The organism is Aristaeella hokkaidonensis, from assembly GCF_018128945.1.
GTDB classification, from domain to species: Bacteria; Bacillota; Clostridia; order Christensenellales; family Aristaeellaceae; genus Aristaeella; species Aristaeella hokkaidonensis.
Genome location: NZ_CP068393.1, coordinates 2,783,082 through 2,804,079, shown reverse-complemented (window position 1 = coordinate 2,804,079; position 20,998 = coordinate 2,783,082). Strand labels below are relative to the sequence as shown.

At 42.9% G+C, this 20,998-nt stretch carries 14 protein-coding genes; all 14 read right to left on the bottom strand.

Annotated elements, in window-relative coordinates; genetic code table 11:
• Window positions 1-8: 8 nt before the first annotated feature.
• Window positions 9-905 (bottom strand): phosphocholine cytidylyltransferase family protein, encoded by an 897-nt coding sequence (locus JYE49_RS12630; protein ID WP_093957873.1) that lies wholly within the window; start codon window positions 903-905, stop codon window positions 9-11.
• A gap of 328 nt (window positions 906-1,233) precedes the next feature.
• Window positions 1,234-2,199, bottom strand: a complete 966-nt coding sequence (locus JYE49_RS12625; protein ID WP_093957872.1) for an ornithine cyclodeaminase — start codon at window positions 2,197-2,199, stop codon at window positions 1,234-1,236.
• Window positions 2,196-4,013 (bottom strand): aminotransferase class I/II-fold pyridoxal phosphate-dependent enzyme, encoded by a 1,818-nt coding sequence (locus JYE49_RS12620; RefSeq protein ID WP_093957871.1) that lies wholly within the window; start codon window positions 4,011-4,013, stop codon window positions 2,196-2,198. Before JYE49_RS12620 ends, JYE49_RS12625 begins: the two co-directional genes overlap by 4 nt.
• Before the next feature lie 18 nt (window positions 4,014-4,031).
• On the bottom strand, window positions 4,032-4,523 hold the full coding sequence (gene lepB / locus JYE49_RS12615; protein WP_093957870.1) for a signal peptidase I: 492 nt from the start codon (window positions 4,521-4,523) through the stop codon (window positions 4,032-4,034).
• A gap of 33 nt (window positions 4,524-4,556) precedes the next feature.
• A complete protein-coding gene (locus tag JYE49_RS12610; protein ID WP_093957869.1) occupies window positions 4,557-4,832 on the bottom strand; it encodes a hypothetical protein in 276 nt (91 codons plus the stop codon).
• Window positions 4,829-6,925, bottom strand: coding sequence for a membrane protein insertase YidC (yidC, locus tag JYE49_RS12605; RefSeq protein ID WP_093957868.1), 2,097 nt, complete (start codon window positions 6,923-6,925; stop codon window positions 4,829-4,831). The genes JYE49_RS12610 and yidC overlap by 4 nt, the downstream gene beginning before the upstream one ends.
• A 51-nt stretch (window positions 6,926-6,976) precedes the next feature.
• Window positions 6,977-9,400 carry a sulfatase-like hydrolase/transferase gene (locus JYE49_RS12600; RefSeq protein ID WP_283399428.1) on the bottom strand — a complete coding sequence of 808 codons (2,424 nt, stop codon included), beginning with the start codon at window positions 9,398-9,400 and terminating at the stop codon, window positions 6,977-6,979.
• 233 nt (window positions 9,401-9,633) lie between these two features.
• Window positions 9,634-13,602: a glycosyltransferase gene (locus JYE49_RS12595; RefSeq protein WP_179217381.1), complete on the bottom strand. Its 3,969-nt coding sequence runs from the start codon at window positions 13,600-13,602 to the stop codon at window positions 9,634-9,636.
• Between the two features lie 25 nt (window positions 13,603-13,627).
• Window positions 13,628-14,914, bottom strand: a complete 1,287-nt coding sequence (locus JYE49_RS12590) for an ABC transporter ATP-binding protein (RefSeq protein WP_179217380.1) — start codon at window positions 14,912-14,914, stop codon at window positions 13,628-13,630.
• A gap of 12 nt (window positions 14,915-14,926) precedes the next feature.
• Window positions 14,927-15,754: an ABC transporter permease gene (locus JYE49_RS12585; RefSeq protein WP_093957865.1), complete on the bottom strand. Its 828-nt coding sequence runs from the start codon at window positions 15,752-15,754 to the stop codon at window positions 14,927-14,929.
• Window positions 15,755-15,786: 32 nt separating this feature from the next.
• Window positions 15,787-16,665, bottom strand: a complete 879-nt coding sequence (locus tag JYE49_RS12580; RefSeq protein WP_179217379.1) for a glycosyltransferase family 2 protein — start codon at window positions 16,663-16,665, stop codon at window positions 15,787-15,789.
• Window positions 16,666-16,780: 115 nt separating this feature from the next.
• The gene (locus JYE49_RS12575) at window positions 16,781-17,314 is read right to left on the bottom strand and encodes a hypothetical protein (RefSeq protein WP_093957863.1); all 534 of its coding nucleotides are present in this window, start codon (window positions 17,312-17,314) and stop codon (window positions 16,781-16,783) included.
• 51 nt (window positions 17,315-17,365) lie between these two features.
• A complete protein-coding gene (locus JYE49_RS12570) occupies window positions 17,366-18,760 on the bottom strand; it encodes an undecaprenyl-phosphate glucose phosphotransferase (RefSeq protein ID WP_093957862.1) in 1,395 nt (464 codons plus the stop codon).
• 100 nt (window positions 18,761-18,860) lie between these two features.
• Window positions 18,861-20,645, bottom strand: a complete 1,785-nt coding sequence (locus JYE49_RS12565) for a nucleoside-diphosphate sugar epimerase/dehydratase (RefSeq protein WP_093957861.1) — start codon at window positions 20,643-20,645, stop codon at window positions 18,861-18,863.
• Window positions 20,646-20,998 lie beyond the last annotated feature (353 nt).

Below are 20,998 nucleotides of genomic sequence, written 5' to 3'. Positions count from 1 at the left end.
TCTCTTTCTCATTTTGATGAATGGATTTGGTATGCTTTATCATACACCTGCAGTTCCTCGAACGAGTCGATCTCAATAATATCCGATTCTCTGCAGGGCATAATTTGAACCCTGTATTGGTCCCGGAACACACGAAAAGGAATAAACGACATAGGTAAATTGCGACCTTCCGGGCTTTCATACGCTGTCCGGATATCATCCGCCAGTCTTCTCCCGTCTTCCTTATTCCAATAGGAAATGCCAATCAGTTTATAACAGTTTTTTCCTGATCCTCCCACCCCGATCTCGGTGATATGACCATTATCTTCCGTCCGAAAATACCAATCGTCCGTCCCATCCACCCTGGTACCCATAAAGTCTGAACAGTAATGGTAGCGCCGTATGATCTTCGGATTTTTAAGGACAAGATCCGATTCCATCACATATGCATTCTCCAGCAGTTCCTTTGCATAATAGAATGATGAGATCGTGCCCGTACCATCATAGTCCGGATTATCAACAAGCCGGATATTCGGATACTTTCTTTGCAGCAGTTCAAACTGTTCTCCCAGATATCCGCGAACAATGTATATATCACTGATTCCGGCGCCAATTGCCGCATCAATCAATGTTTCGATAATCCGTTTTCCGTTGACTCGAACCATCGGCTTCGGTGTATTTATTGTGATAGGAACCATTCTCGAACCAAAGCCTGCCGCAAGAAACACAACTCGCTTTACCCGGTAGGGTTCAAGCTCCTTCAATCCTTGCTCTGTAACAGTGTCTCCATTTAGCAATTCTTTTCGTTCCAGGTTTATTTTTGTCTGTTGCACATCGCTTTCAGAATAATGAAGATTTTCTTTCTGCAGAGTAAAATCGATTCCCTCGGCGCAAGCACTCAGTACCTCAAATTCTATTCTTTCCATCTTTCATTTTCCTACTCATTGTCTGTTGCCAGTATAACTTTATGAAGCTTTACCGGTCTGTTACAATACAATCTTTATGGTGAAATCCTTCATGCTCAATCGCAATTCTCTGATACTATTCCATTGTCTGAATAATATAGGTTGTTTTCGTTTTCATAAACCTGTCAATCTCTATTGGCTCACCTTCAGCCCGAATGAAAAAACACAATATAATACTTGTCATTTGAATCCGAATCAATCCGAACGCCTCTTATCCTTTCACAACAAATCCTTTCATCTTATGATGGAAATCAGTCAACAACTCACTTACTATGCGCCACAAGATTCATTAAACCCAAAATTTCTCTGTTGGATCACACATATCTGCATCTGAAAGCATACTAAATACATCCGGTTTGGCTTTTATCATATCATATATATGTGCAGCATAGTAAATGTCATGAATAGATAATCCGATATTATATGCAAGAATTCTTTCTTTATCGTTTTCTCTTCCTATCGCTTTCTCATTTACAACATCACTAACCTCTGCATAATAGCGAAACTTGTCAAAATTCTTAAAATGATCAACATGTCCCGTATCATCTGCATATACTTTATCAAAAAACAAATCACAATTCGTAAACCCACGAGTATGAACCGGAACAACTAAAACACCTTCATCAAACCATGAATCTTGTGCTATATCATCTTCAAAATATGTTGCACAGGAAAGAATCACATCGGAATCTTTAATGCATTCTTCAACAGTATCTACAATAATAAAATCAATATTCGAATACCTTAAAAACCTCTTCTGAAACTCTTCTGCCTGGTCTTTATAACGCAGTAATTTTACCTTTATAGGTTTATCACACATGGAAGCCAAAATCAGCATACTACTGCGTGCAACATTCCCTAAACCAATTAAACCAATAGTATTCCAGTTTTTCTTTGCAAAATGAATTACTGAATGTGCAGCAACAGCACCTGTCCTCATAGCAGTTATCCAATTGCCATCCATTAACGCAAGAAACTCGCCCGAATCGGCATTGAACAACAGAATTTTACTATCTAATGATGGCTTTCTATTTGGATATCTTGTTACGACTTTTACTCCTCCAACAAAAGAATCTTTGGATTGTGCAACAATGCATGGCATTACATTACAGAAAACATTACCCGGCATATTCATATGCGTTTTAGCCGGTAGTTGTGCTGTTTTTTTGTTTTTAATCATATCCTCTACCCATCGATAACAATCGGTAGGCGAGATATTCAGAGATTTAACATCATCAAAACTGATTATTTTCATATTGTCCCTTCCAATTCTGCTTTCATAGCCCTGATGAGTGTATCATTGTCTTCTGTATTTCTAACTGCAAGTCTTAAATAGTTTCTGCCATTTGTTTTCGTTGTCAGTTCCTTTATAAGGAGATTATGTTTTATCAATAATCTCTTCAATAGTTCCTTTGGATGAATATCCTCATTTAACTCCACCATGACAAAATTCGCCTGTGACGGAACAACTCTAACCCCCTTTATTTTTCCAAGTTCAGTCTGGAATCTTGCTCGTTCTGCTCTGATCTTTACAAGCGCTGCCGCATAATCTTTCTTATACTTCTCTTCAATCTGCATATAGAATTCCCCGAAGGAATTAATATTCCATATAGCAACATCTTTTTTCATTTTCGCAATGGTTTCCGCATTGCCGGATGCCAGTACACCAAGCCGAAGTCCGGGAACACCATAAGATTTGGAAATGCTCTTCATCACAAAGAGATGAGGATTCTTGGATAAAATGCTTTGATCAATAATAGTATTGTCCGGCTCATCCGCAAAATCAACAAATGACTCATCAATAACCAGACATATACTCTCTTTCTTACTCCATTCAATCAGCTTCAGCAAACCAGCTTTGGGAATGTAGTTACCGCTGGGATTGTCCGGATTAACCACAATCAGATTGTCCACCTTGTGCTGATTAAAATAGTTGATCAAATCTTCTGCAGTATAGGAATAATCTCTGTTATCCGGAGTAAAGTCCACCGAATTACTCCGGTCATAGCGATTAGGATATTCATCAAAAGTAGGTCTGATAAATCCAACAGTACCCTTTAAATAACTCATCAAACTCTTAATCAGTTCCGCGGCGCCATTGCCAACAAGGATATTCTCCTGATGAATACTGAAATTCTTGGCTGCCAGCAGGCTGTTTACACGCATTCCGCTGGGATATTCTGTGAGCAGTGTGTCAAAATTTGCTCTGAGCTCATCCTTCATCTTTTCCGGAGGAAAATAAGGATTTACAAGATAACAGAAATCAAGAAGCTTTGGATATCTCCAGTATCCCCCGTAACGTCCTTGAAGAAGTCTGACACGTTCATCTTCATCTGGTGTGAAAATAGATTCTGCAATATCCAGATCCTGAATATCATCTATTTCATACCAACGTTGACCCTCAAGTCTCTTAGCCTTGATTTCAGGCTCATCAAGCATGGTAATAACACGCAGAACCTGCTCGTAATATTCATTTTTGCCTAATGCGGACTGATATGCATCCAAGAAAGGCACATAATGCGTTTCGGAAAAGTGACGGCTGAATTTGTATATGTTGACAGTCTTGTAATAATCCCGGATTTCACTGAATTTGAATTGTTTTCCAGGAACAAACGCTTCTATACTGTCATCGTCTCCTAATTTGACGCAGGTACCATCCATCCAGGATTCATATTTATCCACAAGTGCAAGTGTTTCCCGGGGATCGGATAAAATGGCATCCAGTATAGCATCTTCGAAAATCAAGTCAGATTCGAAAAGCAGAGTGTCTTCCTGTACCAACCATTCCTTTGCAAGGGCCAGGGAATATATATTATTGGTTCTGTCATACACGGGATTTTCGATGAATTCAATCGGTGTCTGAATTCCAAGCGTGCCGATATAATCTATCAGTTTCTGTCCTTCATAGCCAACAACAATGATAATCCGGGAAAGCTCCTTTTTTTCAATTTGATGGAGCATCCGGTCAATCAGCGTAACCCCATTTACCTTGACCATACATTTTGTATTGTTTTGAGTCAGTTCCTTAAGTCTTTTCCCCATCCCTGCCGCAAGAATGATTGCCTGCATATCGTTCTCCCTTTCCGTTTATCTGCATATTTTTCCGATAATCGTACCGGTTTTCACAACGCCAACTTCCGGATAGCGACTGTCTCTGCTTTCCGAAAGATTGTCACCTATCACCAGGTATTCGCCCTTTCCCAGTTGAATGGGTTCTTCCAACAATCCAGAATATAAAAATGCTTCAGGTGGATAAAACAAACTTTCTACACCATTAACGTATAGCGTGCCATTCCGAATATATGCAGTATCTCCTTCACCGGCAACAATCCGTTTCACAAGTACGGAGTTTAACTCTTTGCATTGAAAAGCAATTACATCGCCCAACTGATACAGTCGATCTATCTTGTTTAGAACCACAAGCTGCATATTATGATAGGACGGTTCCATTGATTCTCCCTGAATCAGCATAAGCTGATAGAAAAAACAAGAACAGATTCCTGCAACAAGGATCATGAAGAAGGCCGGTAATATCTTCCGGCTTTTTTCACCAATACTGCCTTTAGTTTTTCTCCGCATGGTTTTGTCTGTTTCCCGGCTTATAGCTCAAAATCAATCGTCATCCTGTTGTTTTTTCAGAATCTCATTGGATTCCACTTCTTTGTTCCGGTTCTCATCAATACCCAGTTTCGTGTTCACTTTCTTCTTGATCTTGCGGAAATAGATACCGATTACGGCAGCTACAGCAATAATAATACCCGCTACAGCTTGAATAATATATGATGTAACGGAAGGATCAATATATGCTTTTCCATTCAACCCGAACATGAACATTGCACACACTCCCGCGAACCCTGCTACCAGAACCTTCATAATCCGATTTTTCATCTTTCTGTTCCTCCTTTTTCTTCAATCTTTTTTATAATTGTAGACACTATATATGCTCCGCCGGTTTCAGCGGCATGCCCCATATTATATAAATATGTATGTGCAAGTTTGTCAATTTGGATTTTATATTCATCCTTATGCTTCAACAGATAATCAATCGTCTCCCCGGCTTTCTCTATTTCATCTGTATTAAGATTTTTCCCGAGCTTATCCCGAAGCTGAATGTTCAGCGGAACCTCCTGAATCTTCTGATACTCTGGATTCATAACTTTCATGGGCGTATTGATAAACAGAATCGGTTTCAGCGTAGTAAAGGCGTATTCCCAACTGATTCCTGACCAATCTGTGATCAGAATATCCGCAGTCAGCAACGGATTGTTGGAAGAGAAATCCGTCTGGATCTCAATTCCATCGGCTTCATATTTGGTTTTCAGCATATCCATATACTGCTTTTTCAGGCGCACCTCCTGTGGATGAGGCCGGACAATGATCTGATAATCCGTTTTCTTTAACTCATCCAGCAACGATTCCAGACAACTGTCCACGATGTTGTCTTTCTGCCAGGAAGGAGCAATCAGAATCCGGGGAGGATTGCCGGGGTTGTGTTCTTCTTCCTGATATGCTTCCCGCATCTGATCAATTAATGGATAACCCACCTCGACCAGCTCACGCTTTTTCAGCTGATACAATTCACTGATCTGTTCCTCTTCAGCCTTCTGATGAGGACCACAGCAGAATACCGTATCAAAATGATCCGTACATCCCCGGCGCATTCCCATATTGTTGCTACCCACGCCATGCTGGATAAAGATATATTCGATATCATCCCTGATATAACTACGCTTAATATGGAAGTTCTGGAGATCCGGCATAGTCATGCACACTACATCCGCGTCCATCTTCATCATCAGAGTAATCAATTTGTTTTCTCCGATATAATATGCCCGAATCTGCGGCTGTGTCTTTTCCATCTCAAAGATCTGATCCTTGGGATCACTGGTGACATAATGGATTGTCAAAGTTGTGTTTTTCAGGATATATTCGATATATCCTTTGAAATATTTATAGAAGCCGTTGCTCTCTGAATAGAATACCAGATGTTTGTTCACAACGGAAAAAAATCTTTTATAATCCTCTTTTTCCCGTTTTCTCAGAATCTTTGCTTCCTTTGGATCCTGATCCTTTCCCAGGTTCTGCAACTCATCCAGTTCTTTTCTGGATTCTTCCAGCGCTTTATAGTCTACCACCTTGCGCGGATCGATCAAATGATTCAGCACAATCTGCAGCACGATAGCCAGCAGGTTCCCTGCAACCCAATACAATGCGACACCAGCCGGCACAAAATACCCCAAATACAGGGAAAGTCCTACCGAGAACGCTAATGTTCCCCATTGTGTGCCAGTATTCTGTTCCCGTTGGAGCGGATTCAGGCGGTTCTGTGCAAGAGCCAGGATCAAGGAACTGGCACCGGCAGCCACTGGAATCAGCAGATAAACCAAGCTCATTTCCGAGGCAATCCAGGTCAGATTCACGCCCAGAAAATGAAGATCAAAACTTTCGAGTGTAGAGAGGCTGGCTTTCCATACATCCGGCACAGCAGAAGCGAGCGTTGCGCCGTTTCCTTGCATAATCAGCCCTAACAATCTCAGCTGTGCAGGGTTGGAAGACGGATCGACTCCGAAAAGATCCTTTGCAGCGGAAAGGTAGGCGTTTACACACTCCGTATCCATATGCAGAAGATAAGTCAGCGGATGGTAGATTACCTCAATCACGCCCATCAGGATAATAATCTGAATAGCAAGCGGAAGCAAACTTGCCAATGGATTATACTTTACCCGTTTATACAGCTCAGCCTGTTTCTCGGCGATAGTGTCTTTGTCTCCGTAATACTCGACCTTCAGTCTATTGATCTCCGGCTGCATTTTCACAACTTTCAACCCATTTCTGTGTGTCCACAGACTAACGGGCAACAATACAACCTTGCTAAGGATTGTAAAGAGAATAATGGCCAGTCCGTAATTCTGAACTAGTGAATAACACAACCCCATAATAGAACCAAACACTGATCCGATAGCCGAAACAACCGCTTGCACTGTCTTCCCCTCCAGGTATTTATTATCTTTATGAGCAAAAGTATAGGATCCTTACTCCTTCTTTTCCTCTGCTTTCCTCAACACGATCCGTCGCATCCATAATCCCAATTCACGCTGATCCCCATTATCTGGCTTTCTAGCATCCGGCAGATTGATTTCCAGCGTCAGCGACCCATTCTTCAACAGTGCTTGCGGAATAACCATCTCTTTTTGTTCGCTTCCAACAGCAGTATAATCTGCTATCTGCTCCCCATTCGCACAAATAATTACATGCTGCTGATCTTTATATGTATTGTATTCCATTATAAGCGTAAGAGCCGTATCAGCAGATACTTCTTCTAACTGGATCCATGCTTTTTTCCCTGATGTCCAATGATCTTCACTGATCCCACCGATTGCATAATCGGACATGTTTCCGTCTTTCCCGAAAACAATCTCTTGACCCAAATCATACTTATGGATCGTCAACTGTTTCTCTGGCTCATAAACTTCATCGGTGCTGTCAATCTGTATACTATAAAAACCCAAACCCAGATTCCGGTTATCTACCCCGGTACCATGGGTCACAGGATTATAGCAATCCGGCAGATCCATTCGAATGTTCAGCATTCCTTCTTTAACGCACTCCCCAGGAATAATGAATTTCCTTACATCTGCTTTCGTTGTGGAAAAGCTTCCAATCATTTGATCATCTGCATACAAATAACACCGCTGAAAGCCATTCATCACTGCATGGTATTCTATGGTCAACAGCAGATTGTCTTTAATATCGCCCAGTTTAAAACCAAACTCGACTTCTTTTTCGCTAGACCAAACATAGTCTGGGTCAATATATGAAAAACCATTGATCATGTATCTTTGTGCAGGAGCACCATACCTATCTCCAAACAGAATTTCCTCTCCCAATTTGTAATCGGTACTGTTTTCCTCTGCTGGAGAATACACTTTTCCAGTCAAGTAATAACTATCTGTATCATATGCGTTTCCTTCAGATGCATATTCTGTGATGGTATATCCATTGTTAGTTGTGCTTCCAACATAGAAGTACCGGGTACCTTCGGTTTGATATTTCTCTTCAATATTTGGCACAGACTTCAGCGACTCTGCCAACATAGCTGAAAGATCTTGAAAACTTAGCCTGATTTCAGATATGGAAAATGGTTTTGACTTTCCAGCCTCTCGAACCATAAGCAGAGGATTTTGCTCATAGCTCGGATGAACATATTCTCTATTTCCGTGATCAGCCAAGACAAAAATATTTGTTCTGTCATATACATCAAGCATTTTAAGTTGCTTGATATATTCAGCAATTATACGGAGCGACCCAAGCCCTTGCTGCTTGATGCTCCCTTGCTCGTGCGGAATCTTCTGTATATCTTCATTCATGGTATAAGGGCCATGCGCTCCCATCATATGAACAAAACGGAACACGGGCTCTTTTTTTTCAGCTGATATACCTTCTGTCTGAAGATGCTGGTAAAATTGAATATCGTTCAATTTGTACGGAACCGCTTCGGTGTTTCCATTTCCCCCGCGCCATTGAGCCAATTCAAAGCTATACATCCAGAATACCGGCTTAAGAATATGTGCAGCTTGCTTAAACAACACCATCTTCATCAAGCTCTGGCAAAGTCCCCATTGCGAAACAGCCTTCATCTGTCCACCAGACGAAAGATTGTCAATTGCCTCCGTCTGACTACAGTCTACATATCCATATTCTGTATATATCCCGGAATGATAATGGCCCTTCCTCAGTTCCTGAAAAAGCGGAGCTTTTTGAAAGCTTTCCGCCAGGTAATTCATATATGATCCACCGTTATCATTCGTCTTCCCGGTCAAAATATATGGAATGGCAAATTTAGTTCGTGTCGCTCCACCATTGGTATTATGATAGAAGGTAAAATCCTCAAACGATGACTTAATCTCTTCAGGGTGCTCTTCTATCAAATCACACATCAACTGTGAATCAAATGCATCCAGAATAAAAACAATCGTATTCCGATCTGAAGAAACTGTATAGAGATCCTCTGTTGTCAAATATACTTCTTTCGCTGCCGCTTCTCCATGATCTTCGGGATGAGTGATTCCTGCTGTAACCAGAATCGCTGTCTGAAGCACTAATAGAATCACAGCTGTAAACTGCATTACTTTCCGGAAACTTTGCCAATTCCGAAAAGCCCAGAATACCGCTCCCACAATCACAACAATCCAAATGGCCGTATTATAAACCAGCCGACCTGAATACTGGCTCCAATCGATCACCTCTCCATTCAGGGAACCATAATCATTCGGAAGGAAAAGTGCCTGCAGCAACAGCAATGCACTGACTGCTATAATAATCGCCATGACAACATGGTATCCTTTTGTAGGAAGAACCATCAACAGTCCCAGAATGATTATCAGAGAAGCAACAATTAATACCGCAAAAGGCAGTAATATTTCATTGAATGAAAACCAGAATTCCTCACTGCCCATATTGGACAGATATAATTCGGTCGGCCCGTAACCCAGCATGGTAAAAACCAGACAAAAAACCGGAAGAATACTCCGTTTAAGCCTTGTTAAACACCTTTGTTTGGTCATGTCCGTCTCTCTGCCTTTCTGTAAATGTCACTACTAGTGAATCCGTATTTGTTCTCAATCTTATGGATATGTTAAAACAATGATATTAACTGTCTGCATTGTATCAGAAATACTTGTCCACATCATTACGGCTGAAAATCCATTCTGATAATTCTCTCCGCTTCATCCAGCATATAATGATTTCTGATCAGCTTCTCACAATTATCAGACAACTCTTTCAGCTTTGCCTGATTGTCATATAGTGAACATATCATTTCTGCCATTCTGTCTGCGTCTTCTTCAATCACCATGGAATTTTCTTCCAGACTGATTCCTTCTGCTCCGATTGGTGTTGTTACAAGGGGTATCTGATAATAGTTTGCTTCAATTACCTTTCCTTTTACACCGGCGCCATAACGTAACGGAACAACAGCCATTCTGCAGGTACGATACATATTTTCCAGTTCTTCATCTGAGATAAAACCATGGATGATAATGTGATCGCTTGCCAGTTCCTCTACTTCTTTTGTTAAATGTCCTCCCACCAGATGCCAGATCATATCAGGATACTTCTCGAGCACTTTAGGGAACACTTCGTGAGCAAACCAGACAACAGCATCAACATTCGGGTGATGATTAAACCCGCCAACATACAACAGATCTTTTCTTTTCGAGAAATCTTTTCCAATATTTTCCGGCAGCTTTTCATAAAGATACAGAGGGATATTGCGTATAGGTTTATCCGGGAAAGCTTCCTGCATAATACCCTGTTCATATGAACCGACCACATGCCCTACATCAGCATCCCCGAACAGTTTATATTCCGTTTTTTTCCATTCTTCTGCTGATTGCAGCAGCTTCGGATCCCCGGTAATCTCATACTCCCGCTTTTCGCGAATATGATGCAGATCATGTGCAAAATAGATCACTTTCGCATCAGAATACTGCTTCACCAGATCAATATACTTAATGGAAATATGAGGCCTCTGCAGATAGATATAATCGAACGCTTTCCCGTTTTCTTTCAGCCAGTTCTGCCAATTGGCATAATAGTAATTGCCATACAGAACTTCGATGCCCATCTGATTCAGTTCCGTCGTATAAGGCTCATGACGGAAGAAATTATCCCCTATAAATGTTACTTTGAAGCCCATCTTCACAAACAGCTGCAAATACATATAAGTACACCTGCCGCCGGCATCCTTGTCATAATGCGGTACATAGTGATCCACTACCAGAATATGTTTTTTTCGCTGGCTGCGATCTTTGGCCTTGAATACATTCTGTCCATTGGGATCCTGTTCCTGCTCAAGAACATCTTTCCACTTTTCATAGAATTTTTTCTGGTTTTCTATCTGATAAGCCTTCTGCCCGGAGTTGGTATCTGTTCCATTTGAAATGCCTTCAAAATGAACAACAACAGACAGAGGCTGGAACATTACCCTGAATCCGGCTTTGCGAGTCATGAAGGCCAGATCGGTATCTTCAAAATATGCCGGTGCGAACCGTTCATCAAAACCGCCAAGCTGCTTCCATAAATCTGCCCGGATCATGATGGCCGCACCTGAAATATAATCTGCTTCTTTGACGTAATTATACTCCGGTTTGGTAGGATCGTCCAGATGTCCATAATTCCACGCGCTAGCATCTTTCCAGACAATTCCGCCGGCTTCCTGCAGACGTCCGTCCGGATAAATGAGTTTGCTGCCGACCATACCGATATCATCTTTGGATTCAATTAATGTGATCAGTGGCTGCAGCCAGTTTTCCATAACCTGGGTGTCATTATTCAGGAAAAGAATATATTTACCCTTGGCTTCTTTGGCAGCATTGTTGCAGTTCAGCAGGAAACGAAGATTCTTTTTATTCCTGACAATTTTGACACCGGTAACTGCCTTTTTCAGATGAACAGTAAGATCCGTGGAGCAATCATCTGCAATAATCACTTCATAGGCAACATTGCCGCTGTTTTTTGCTATTGATTTTAAGCAGGTATAAGTATAGGCAAACTGGTTGTAAACAGGAATAACAATAGAAACTGTCGGATGCGATGAAGTCGGCACATGAAGATGCGGAACATCTTCTATCCGTTCATATTCAATCAGCGGGAACTGATCCGGACGCTCTGCGGTTGTTGTCCCTCCGCCAAGATAATTATCAAGACGCGCACTTGTGGAAGCTATACTGCCGCTCTTTATGCCTGCTGAAAACTTTTTGATATGATCTATATCTACCCGTTTCAGACACCAGATTGGATGGCAGATAAACTTCTTGACAAGCTTCAGCAGTAGGCGTCTTTTGCTGTTCGGAGGCACAACGAAATCCCGGAATTTCCACCATTTCGTGAGCAGTTTCCACGAGCGGGAATGGTGAATTCTCTGAAGTTCCCGATCACTCTCAAGAAGCAGCTGAATATGTGCTTCTTTGTTTACAATCGTCTGCTTCTGTTCTTCACATTCTTTTGTCAATTGCTGATAATATTCCTTCAGCTCATCCCGTTCCTTGGCAAGTGTATTCCGCTGTTCTTCCATGTAATCACGTTCAGCTGACACTGTGTTATATGATTCAGTTAATGCCTCTATTTCTTTATCCTGCTTCTGAATGTGCTCATTGCGTTTTTCTTCTTCCATCTGTAGCTCCCGTATCAGTTTCCCTTTTTCGGTTAATTCCTCATCCAACCGCTGAATATGAGCCCCCCGTTCTTCATGCTCTTCCTGCAAAACCCGGATGCGCTCTCCTCGCAGCTCCAGTTCACTGTCAAGCTCCTTGATGTGCGCATCTCGTTCCGCATGCTCTTCCTGTAGAGTCTGAATACGTTTCCCGCGTTGTTCCAGTTCACTGTCAAGCTCCTGAATATGTATATTCCGAAGCGTCTCCTCATTCTGCAAAGTTATGATTCGCTGAATATTGGCTTCATTTTCTCCGGATTGCTGGACAAACAAAGAAGCCATGCCGGGAAGCTTGATTTCTTTCTTTGACGCAACAGCAATATAGTACTTTGCCTCTGTTTCATCAACAGCGCCTCCGTACCAGTCTGCTTCTTTGGTCTGGCTGTTGCAGGAGCTCAGGAGAGATACAACCTGGAAAGACTGTTGATAAATGTGTACATAAGAAAAATACCGTTTCAGAAACTCCTGGAATTCATCATGATAAAACTCATGAATATGGTATTCATTAAAATAATGATACCGGTCTGAATAAACAGCCTTATTGGGAGTAGACATAATCAGCAGGCCGTCCTGTTTCAATACCCGGTCAATCTCCTGCAGGAACTGGTTCTGCAATGTCTCATCAATATGTTCAATCGTTTCAAAAGAAACAATCGCATCAACACTGTGATCCTTCAGGGGAATGTTTGCCGCATCTCCCTGCTGAAAGACCAGATTTGTTTTACTGTATTTTTCATTGGCACGATCAACCGTTTCCTGATCAATATCCATACCAATAACACTCTTGGCTGTTTCTGCCAGCAGCGCAGATCCATATCCTTCTCCGCAGGCAATGTCCAGTACATCCAGTCCCTTGACCAGGTTCCGTGTACTCAGATAGCGCTGAAGATGTTCAGATTCCAGCTTCTGATCTTCAATGCCCGGTATAAAACGCTCCCCACTGAAATCAACCTTGGTATCCACTTTCTTATGATACACAGTATATGCCTGATCATTTACCTGCCACCCATTTGCATTGCCAAAGCCCTCTCCTGAAGCAGCGGCCTGACTGACAATTACAATTCCATCCGGGGTAAGCAGTTTATTGAGCAATACTGCAGTATTATCGTCAATATCACTGAAAGCAAGAATTCGTTCAAAGCCAAGACCATCTCTGGCTCCTGTTACGCTTTTCACGTCCTCTCGGGAAACAGAAGTAAAAAGTTCGCAGTTTACTAAAGCATCCTGCAGAGCCTTTGACGCGTCAATTGCCAGGATTCTTCTGTATTTCAATTGATCTGTGCTTTCAGAAATCCCCGCCTGCTCTCCGCCGGAATACTTTACCAGAAGATGCGCAATGGCAGATTCATTGTCCCCTGCTCCACAATGCGCACAATTATTTCCTTTGGCAAATCCATTCTCTTTACCGCAAACAAAGCATTTCTTTCCTGTTTTCTCCGTACGCATAATCTGCCTCATTTCTTAAACAGTTTTACGATTTCAGTGTTGTAATGCTCACTTCACCGTGATCAAGATATAGGAAACCGGGAAGATCGTACTCCCGCTGCATCACCCGAAATGTCAGTACATCGTCAAGCCAGCACAGCTGTACATGATCTGTTTGAAAACCATTAGCCACTGCTACAGACATAGTGTATTCACCATGGTTCAGATCCGGCATCCTGAAACGGAAGGTATACTCCACCTGCCCATCCTGAGGCGGCAACTGTACGTCGATTGTTTCCGAGTTCAGGCTGACTACAACGTTCCCCAACCGATCGAAAAGTGTAAAGCCATACAAAGGTCGTGCCGTATGCTCATGGAATTCGATTCGTGAAACAACATTCACCCACGTCCCCGGTTCAACAAACTCTAGCAGTTCATGATCATCATTCATCAAAGCACAATGCGTAATTACTGCTTTTCCGTTTCCATTTTTGCTGATACCTTCCGGTACAGGCGGCAGATTTAGTCTGATCTCTTCTCGTTTTTGTTCCAGCGTTTCACCAAAGGATTGATACTCTGAATCGTTTGTTTCCTCAATTGCTTGATTGATCAGAAATTCCTTATATCTCCGGAGGCCCTCCGTGACTTCACCATCATAAACAAGCTCGCCATGGTTCAGCCAGATGACACGCTGACAGAACCGGGTGACCGCCGCTGTATCGTGAGTTACAAGCAAAACTGTCTTGTTCTCCATCAATTCATCCATGGCCCGGTAGCATTTCTGTTGAAAACGAATATCGCCCACAGAGAGAGCTTCGTCAACAATCAAAATATCCGGATCTGAAAAAATCTGGGTAGCAAAAGCAAGCCGAACAAACATACCGCTGGAATATGTTTTGACCGGCTGAGAAATGAAGTCCCCGATATCTGCAAACTCAACAATCTTCTGGGTTTTGATTTCCATCTCTTCCTCGCTGCATCCCATCAGGGTTCCATTGAGACGGATGTTTTCCAGTCCAGTATAATCCATATTGAATCCGGCGCCCAATTCGAGCAGCGCAGCGATCCGCCCTTCGGTAACAACTTCACCTTCCGTGGGATTAAGCACACCGGTCAGAATTTTAAGAATCGTACTCTTGCCCGCACCGTTGGATCCGATGATGCCAACTTTTTCCCCTTTGTTAACCTTAAAACTGATCCCTTTCAAAGCATAGAAATCTTTATGAAAACTCTTATGAAAAGGATGAAACGCTTCCTTCAGCCTTTCTTTTTCTGAATTATACAGTTTGTATTTTTTTACAATATTCCGTACATCCAGCACGCACTCGTTCATAATTGATTCCCCTTATAGCAGATCGGTAAAATGTTCTTTCAGATGGCGGTATACCAAAGATCCAATCGCAAGGATCGCAGCTGCCGCCACCCAATAGTAAATCGTCTGAAGCGGTGATCTCTGCCAGAACCAGGTATGGTTGATCAGGGCATATCGATATCCGGTCGTTGCATAATACATCGGATTCAGCTTCAGAATTCGGAGAACAGTTGGATTCATCGTGGTATCCGACCAGAAAATAGGAGTCAGCCAGAAACCAATCTGCATAACAATATTAATCAGTTGGCTTGCATCTTTGATAAACACCGTCAATGAAGAAGTAAGAAAAGCATTTCCTACCAGCAGGACACAGATATAAAAGGAATAGTAAAGCGTATTTAACCAGGTCCAATCCGGCGCATGTCCATACAACATATACATGCCTGTAAGGAATACAACAAAGAACACATGGATCCTCAGTGAAGAAAACACCTTGATAAACGGAAGCTGCCATACCTTAAAACGCATTTTTTTAACAAGGTATGAGTATTCATACATCACATTTGCCGCAGTAACCGTACCGTCACTGAAGAACGTCCATGGAATAAATGCCGCAATAAACCACAGGATGAATTCCACATCATCCACCGGTGCATTACGGAATCCAACCTGATACACATACCAGAAAACCATGATTGTGACCAAAGGCTGAATATATGCCCAGATAATGCCAAAGGCAGAGCCGGAGTACCGGGATTTCAGATCATTATCCACCAGTTGGAAAAAGATCCTGAAATCTTCCTTTGTCTGTTTTCTGCCTTCAGGCGTCAACGTACGGTATTTAAGAGACTGTAATGTCATTCGTTCTCTTCCTTACTGTTATTTTTTCTGGTTTATTTACTGGATTGCGTTTTTAAAAATTGTTTCTTTCCTTTTCTGTTTCCCAGATATCTGGCAGCACAATCTGTCAGCAAACCGAAAACACTTATCAGTCTTCCCTGTTTCAGGAGTTTTACAGAAACTGACATGAGCATCTGTATTCCTTCCCGTGAGGAAGATACTCCTTTCAAAAGATCCTGATGCCTTGCTATTTCATATCCCTGTATACGGTTTCGCTCATATTGTTCCCTAAACGCTAAATCATGCGAATGAACAACACAGGCCTCTGCCGCATACGCAATCTGATAACCGCTTCTGATGGCTTTTGCTGCATACATCATATCTTCATTGGACAAAAGGTCTTTTTCAAATCCGCCAAGCCGCTCATATATATCCCGGCGGTATACCGCACAGACATTGGAACAGAAAAACGTCTTGATCCCCAGCCGCGGTATATCTTCTTCTGAATGAACTACACTCTGTTCAGGATAGTTGTAAGTCCGAACCAGTTTCTCTCGGGGAGAAGAATCCTCCCTCGGTATCTGCCGGGCATATGCTGCGGCAATCTGCGGGTTGTTCAAAAGTGAAGCAATCAGGTCCTCAATCAGTGTATTGCTTGCTGGAACAGCATCCTGTGTCAAAAAAAGAACAAGATCTCCTTTCGTATGGTTCATCCCCAGATCCCGTGTGCCGCCATGATTAAATTCAGACAATTGGATTGTGATAATTTGGACGTTATTATAGGTCTTCGCAATTGACAGCGTATTATCGGAAGAAGACGAATCAATAATCAGAATCTCACAGGGCTGGATCGTCTGTTCCGCCAGTGATGATAACAAAGAAGCAATATGTCTCTCTGCGTTTAACGTTGGTATTATTACAGATATGGACATTTTACTGATCTCCGTTTCCTGAACAACAGAATTCACAATCCATACATCGTCCCTTGCATTAAATTTCATTTACAGCAATCGTACTGGATACCGGTATAAATACACCTTTCTTTTCTCATGTCATACCGTTTTCCGCGGTATCGAACCGGATAATTACCCAGTCGCCGTCATCATTATCTGTAGACATGACTTCAATCCGGACAGTATGGGCGCTTTGTGGAACAGAATAATTCTTCCAGTCTTGTTCTGCTTTCAGCGTCTCATTTGTTTCATTATATTCTATCCGTAATGATGCGCCATCGCTGGTATCCTTCATCCATGGATGAATTTCGTATCGAACGATAACATCTTCTGTTATCTCCACCTGAAGCCCTGTTCCTGGTGTTAACAACCAGGCGTTTGATCCATCTTCCTCTGAAATAACGCCTGCTGTAAAACCCCATGGGATCTCATCGGTGCTGATCTGCTGAGCGTTGATTATTGAGATTGCTGATTCTTTTATACCTGTTTCGACTGAAGCCGATTCTGTTCCCTTTGAATCATTCGTTGCAGAATTTGAATGAATACTCTGTCCAATAAAATAGCAACCGACAAGCCACACGACAACCAGTGTATATGTAATCAGCCTTTTCTTTGTCTTTTGTTTCATCAACAGTTCTCCTCACACACCACATAACTTATTCCTGTCAAAGCATTTCTTTTACGTTTTCATTTTTTCATGATTCAGCATGCCGCCAAAAACTGTCTTTGCAAGAATTCGTATATCCAGTAACGGACTCCAGTTGTCAATATACCAAAGATCCAGCTCAATTCTTTTTTCAATGCTGGTATCACCGCGATACCCGTTGACCTGGGCCCAACCGGTCATACCGGGTTTAACCTGATGTTTAACCATATAATATGGAATAGTCTCCTTGAACTGCTCCACAAAATGGGGAAGTTCCGGTCTGGGGCCGACCAGACTCATATCACCTTTCAGCACGTTAATCAACTGAGGGAGTTCATCCAGACTGGTTTTTCGGAGAAATGAACCGATTCTGGTTCTTCTCGGATCATCATCCGTAGTCCAGGATATGTTTGCCTCATCGTTCTGCTTCATGCTGCGGAATTTCAGCATTTGAAAATCCTTGCGCATATAACCGACTCTCTTCTGTCTGAACAGGATCGGCCCCGGACTTGAAAGTTTTACTCCTATGGCAATGATTATCAGTAATGGGCTAAGCAGGATAATACCTATAAAACTGCTTACAAAATCAAATCCTCTTTTCAGAATCGCCCACCCCATATTTTCCAGACGATTCGTACGCATATTGATCAGCTTACTGTGACCGATTGTTTCAATTACCGGATTAGCAGGAATAATATCATTATAGAAAGGAATAACAGAATACTTGACGCCGTTTTTCTCACATGCTGGAATAATCTGCCAGACTCCTGAATACTCTTCCGGTTCAAGAGCAATAATGACTTCGCTGATATCCGGTGACGACAGAATACTGTCCAGTTCCTTGAATGATCCGAGCCACTTGTCTTCCTCACCCAGGAGATTCTGGTTCCCGACAAATCCAATCAAATGAAAACCAAGTTCAGATTCCTTCGCAATATCGTCCCTGTATTGCTTCGCCAGCTTACCGGTACCGATAACAACCACATGTTTCAGATTGTAACCGTTTCCGCGAAAACGCCTGAGAACCAGGCGCATAAAAGCGTACTTGCCTGTCAGTAAAATAATGGTTACAAGATAGAACACCAAAATGACGCCGCGGGAAAAATCAATCAGGCGAAAAACAAAAAATACAGTCGTCGCAATCAGCGTGGAAATGGTCACGCATAAAAAGATTGTCCTGGCTTTCCAGGTAAGCTTTCGGGTTCGGGTCGTATTATAAAAGCCGAATATGGAAAGCAGAAGGAAAAGAACCAGAGAATAAGCTATGGCCAGTAAAATTGTTTTCGTGCTGATACCGGCCATGTTTTTGCTGTCACCTTCAAAAAAATCCAGCCGGATCCATGAAGCCAGCATGTAGGAGAGAATAACCAGCATCATATCCAGAAGGATATTTACCCTGTTCAGGAATTCCTGATTCTTCCGGATCAATTGCCAGTCACCTCCGTTCTTTTTTTATACCTTCGTTGCACTGCATGTACCTCATGGCTCTTGGCAGCAGTAATTTGAGTAGCGTTTGCAGATTCGTTTATCACGTTTCATGATAGGCAGGAAGAATCTCCTGGAGCACTTTTTTGATATCCTGATGCTTTTCGATAGCTTCTTCAAGTTTGTTCAGGTAGCCTTGAACGGTCTGCCAGTCGAAGTGATCCTGTTTTGCCACATAGATCCGGTCGCGTTCAGTTGCCTGATCGTTTTCCTTGTCCAATAGGAGCTCTTCATAAAGCTTCTCGCCGGGACGCAGACCGGTGCAGACAATCTGTTCCTTTCCGGTTCCATACAGGCGGATCATCTTTTCAGCCAGATCCTTGATTTTTACCGGTTCACCCATATCGAGGATGAAGAGCTCTCCGCCCTTGGCCATGCCGACCGCCTGAAGCACCAGGGAAGCCGCCTCGGGAATCGTCATGAAATAGCGGATGATATTCGGATCCGTGAGGGTTACCGGACCGCCCGCCCGGATCTGGCGCTCAAAAATCGGAACAACCGAACCGTGGGACCCCAGAACATTGCCGAAGCGAACCGCCATAAACTCGGTGTTCCGATTGGGAATAGATGAAATAATGATTTCCGCCAGGCGCTTGGATGCTCCCATAACATTGGTGGGATTCACCGCTTTGTCCGTGGAAATCAGGACAAAGCGTCTGACATTGCATTCCACGGCAACCTTCGCTGTCTTATATGTTCCGAAGACATTGTTCAGGATCGCCTGCTCGCTGCTGGTTTCCATCAGGGGAACATGCTTGTGGGCAGCAGCGTGGATCACAATGTCCGGCTTGTATTTTCCCATCACCCTCCAGAGGGATTCTTCATCCCGGACGCTGCCGACCTCCAGTACAAGGGTGTTGGCCACCAATTCTCCATATTTCTCCTTCAGTTCGAAGAAGAGATCATACATATAGTTTTCGGAAATATCATAAAGAACCAGCTTTTTCGGGGTAAAGCCCATGATCTGGCGGCATAGCTCCGACCCGATACTTCCGCCTCCGCCCGTGATCATTACAGTCTTGCCTGTCAGGAAGGCATGTACTTCCGTCATGTCCAGGTGCTGCTCTGCGCGGCCCAGCAGATCCGCAATGTTGACCTCCCGGGCTTCCGCTCCTTCCCGCACGCCGGAATAAATCATGACATGTGCGCCGGTTTCAATGCAGTCATTCAGGAGAGCGGTAATCTCTCCTTTAGGAGTGGCAATTGCAATAATAATCTCGTTGATATTGTATTGATCGGCTGTCTCCGCAACAGCATCTGTACCGCCGACAACCGGAACCCTTGACAGGGAGGAATGCTGCCTGGCCGGATCATCGTCCAGGATCGCCACAGCTGTCGCATTTCCATAGCGGCCGTTCTGGATATCCCGGATCACCGTTGCCCCGGCATAGCCGGCACCGATGACCAGAATCCGTTTGGTTTCCTTATCGCCTTTCCGGCGACTGCCCGCAGTCCGGTAACGGATCAGATATCGGGAAGCCGCCACCAGAAAAAAGGTGATTACCCACTGAATAAAATAGATCGGCCGGGGCATCAGGAAAATATTTGATCCGATCTGATCCCGGAACAGATAGAAAACCAGAGAAACAAGATAGGTAATGCCGGTTCCAGCAAGTGTGCTAATACCACTCTGAAGGAGTACATCCTGTCCTGCATATGCCAATATCTGCCGGTAAATCCCGCTGATCCATAAAGCCAGCAGCGTTATAACTAGCAAAATCGGAAGGCTCCTCCAGAAATGGATCACATGATTGTCCGGTACTCGAAGAGAAAAATAGAACTCAACTGATATAAATAATCCGATGAACACAAACAGCACGTCGATCATCGGCCAGATGGTTTTCTTCAGACGCCTGATAAACTGTCACCTCTTTAATGATTGTTTCACTGCACTACGAATAAAAATACATCATCCTTTTCAGGTTCTATATCTGAAGGAAAAAACAGACTGCTCCGCCGTGCGGCTCGCATAAGCGCGTCGCTGAAGACATCTATCTGTTCGACGTTTTCATACTCCAGCAAGCCACTGTGAGCATTTCCGCGTCTGCCTGTGATACACCCTTTTCCCTTTCAGAAAAAAAACCATGAAGCAAGAAGAATCAACATAGTTATACATGGTAAATTATACCTTTGCATCTATTTTGTGTCAACATAAAGAAGGTAATAGGTTGTTCCGTCAAA

What these genes read in the sequence shown, in the direction of transcription:
- JYE49_RS12630 (WP_093957873.1), bottom strand. Translation starts at nt 905, where the DNA reads ATGGAAAGAATAGAATTTGAGGTACTGAGTGCTTGCGCCGAGGGAATC.
- JYE49_RS12625 (WP_093957872.1), bottom strand. Translation starts at nt 2,199, where the DNA reads ATGAAAATAATCAGTTTTGATGATGTTAAATCTCTGAATATCTCGCCT.
- JYE49_RS12620 (WP_093957871.1), bottom strand. Translation starts at nt 4,013, where the DNA reads ATGCAGGCAATCATTCTTGCGGCAGGGATGGGGAAAAGACTTAAGGAA.
- lepB (WP_093957870.1), bottom strand. Translation starts at nt 4,523, where the DNA reads ATGCGGAGAAAAACTAAAGGCAGTATTGGTGAAAAAAGCCGGAAGATA.
- JYE49_RS12610 (WP_093957869.1), bottom strand. Translation starts at nt 4,832, where the DNA reads ATGAAAAATCGGATTATGAAGGTTCTGGTAGCAGGGTTCGCGGGAGTG.
- JYE49_RS12600 (WP_283399428.1), bottom strand. Translation starts at nt 9,400, where the DNA reads ATGGGCAGTGAGGAATTCTGGTTTTCATTCAATGAAATATTACTGCCT.
- JYE49_RS12595 (WP_179217381.1), bottom strand. Translation starts at nt 13,602, where the DNA reads ATGCGTACGGAGAAAACAGGAAAGAAATGCTTTGTTTGCGGTAAAGAG.
- JYE49_RS12590 (WP_179217380.1), bottom strand. Translation starts at nt 14,914, where the DNA reads ATGAACGAGTGCGTGCTGGATGTACGGAATATTGTAAAAAAATACAAA.
- JYE49_RS12585 (WP_093957865.1), bottom strand. Translation starts at nt 15,754, where the DNA reads ATGACATTACAGTCTCTTAAATACCGTACGTTGACGCCTGAAGGCAGA.
- JYE49_RS12580 (WP_179217379.1), bottom strand. Translation starts at nt 16,665, where the DNA reads ATGTCCATATCTGTAATAATACCAACGTTAAACGCAGAGAGACATATT.
- JYE49_RS12575 (WP_093957863.1), bottom strand. Translation starts at nt 17,314, where the DNA reads ATGAAACAAAAGACAAAGAAAAGGCTGATTACATATACACTGGTTGTC.
- JYE49_RS12565 (WP_093957861.1), bottom strand. Translation starts at nt 20,645, where the DNA reads ATGATCGACGTGCTGTTTGTGTTCATCGGATTATTTATATCAGTTGAG.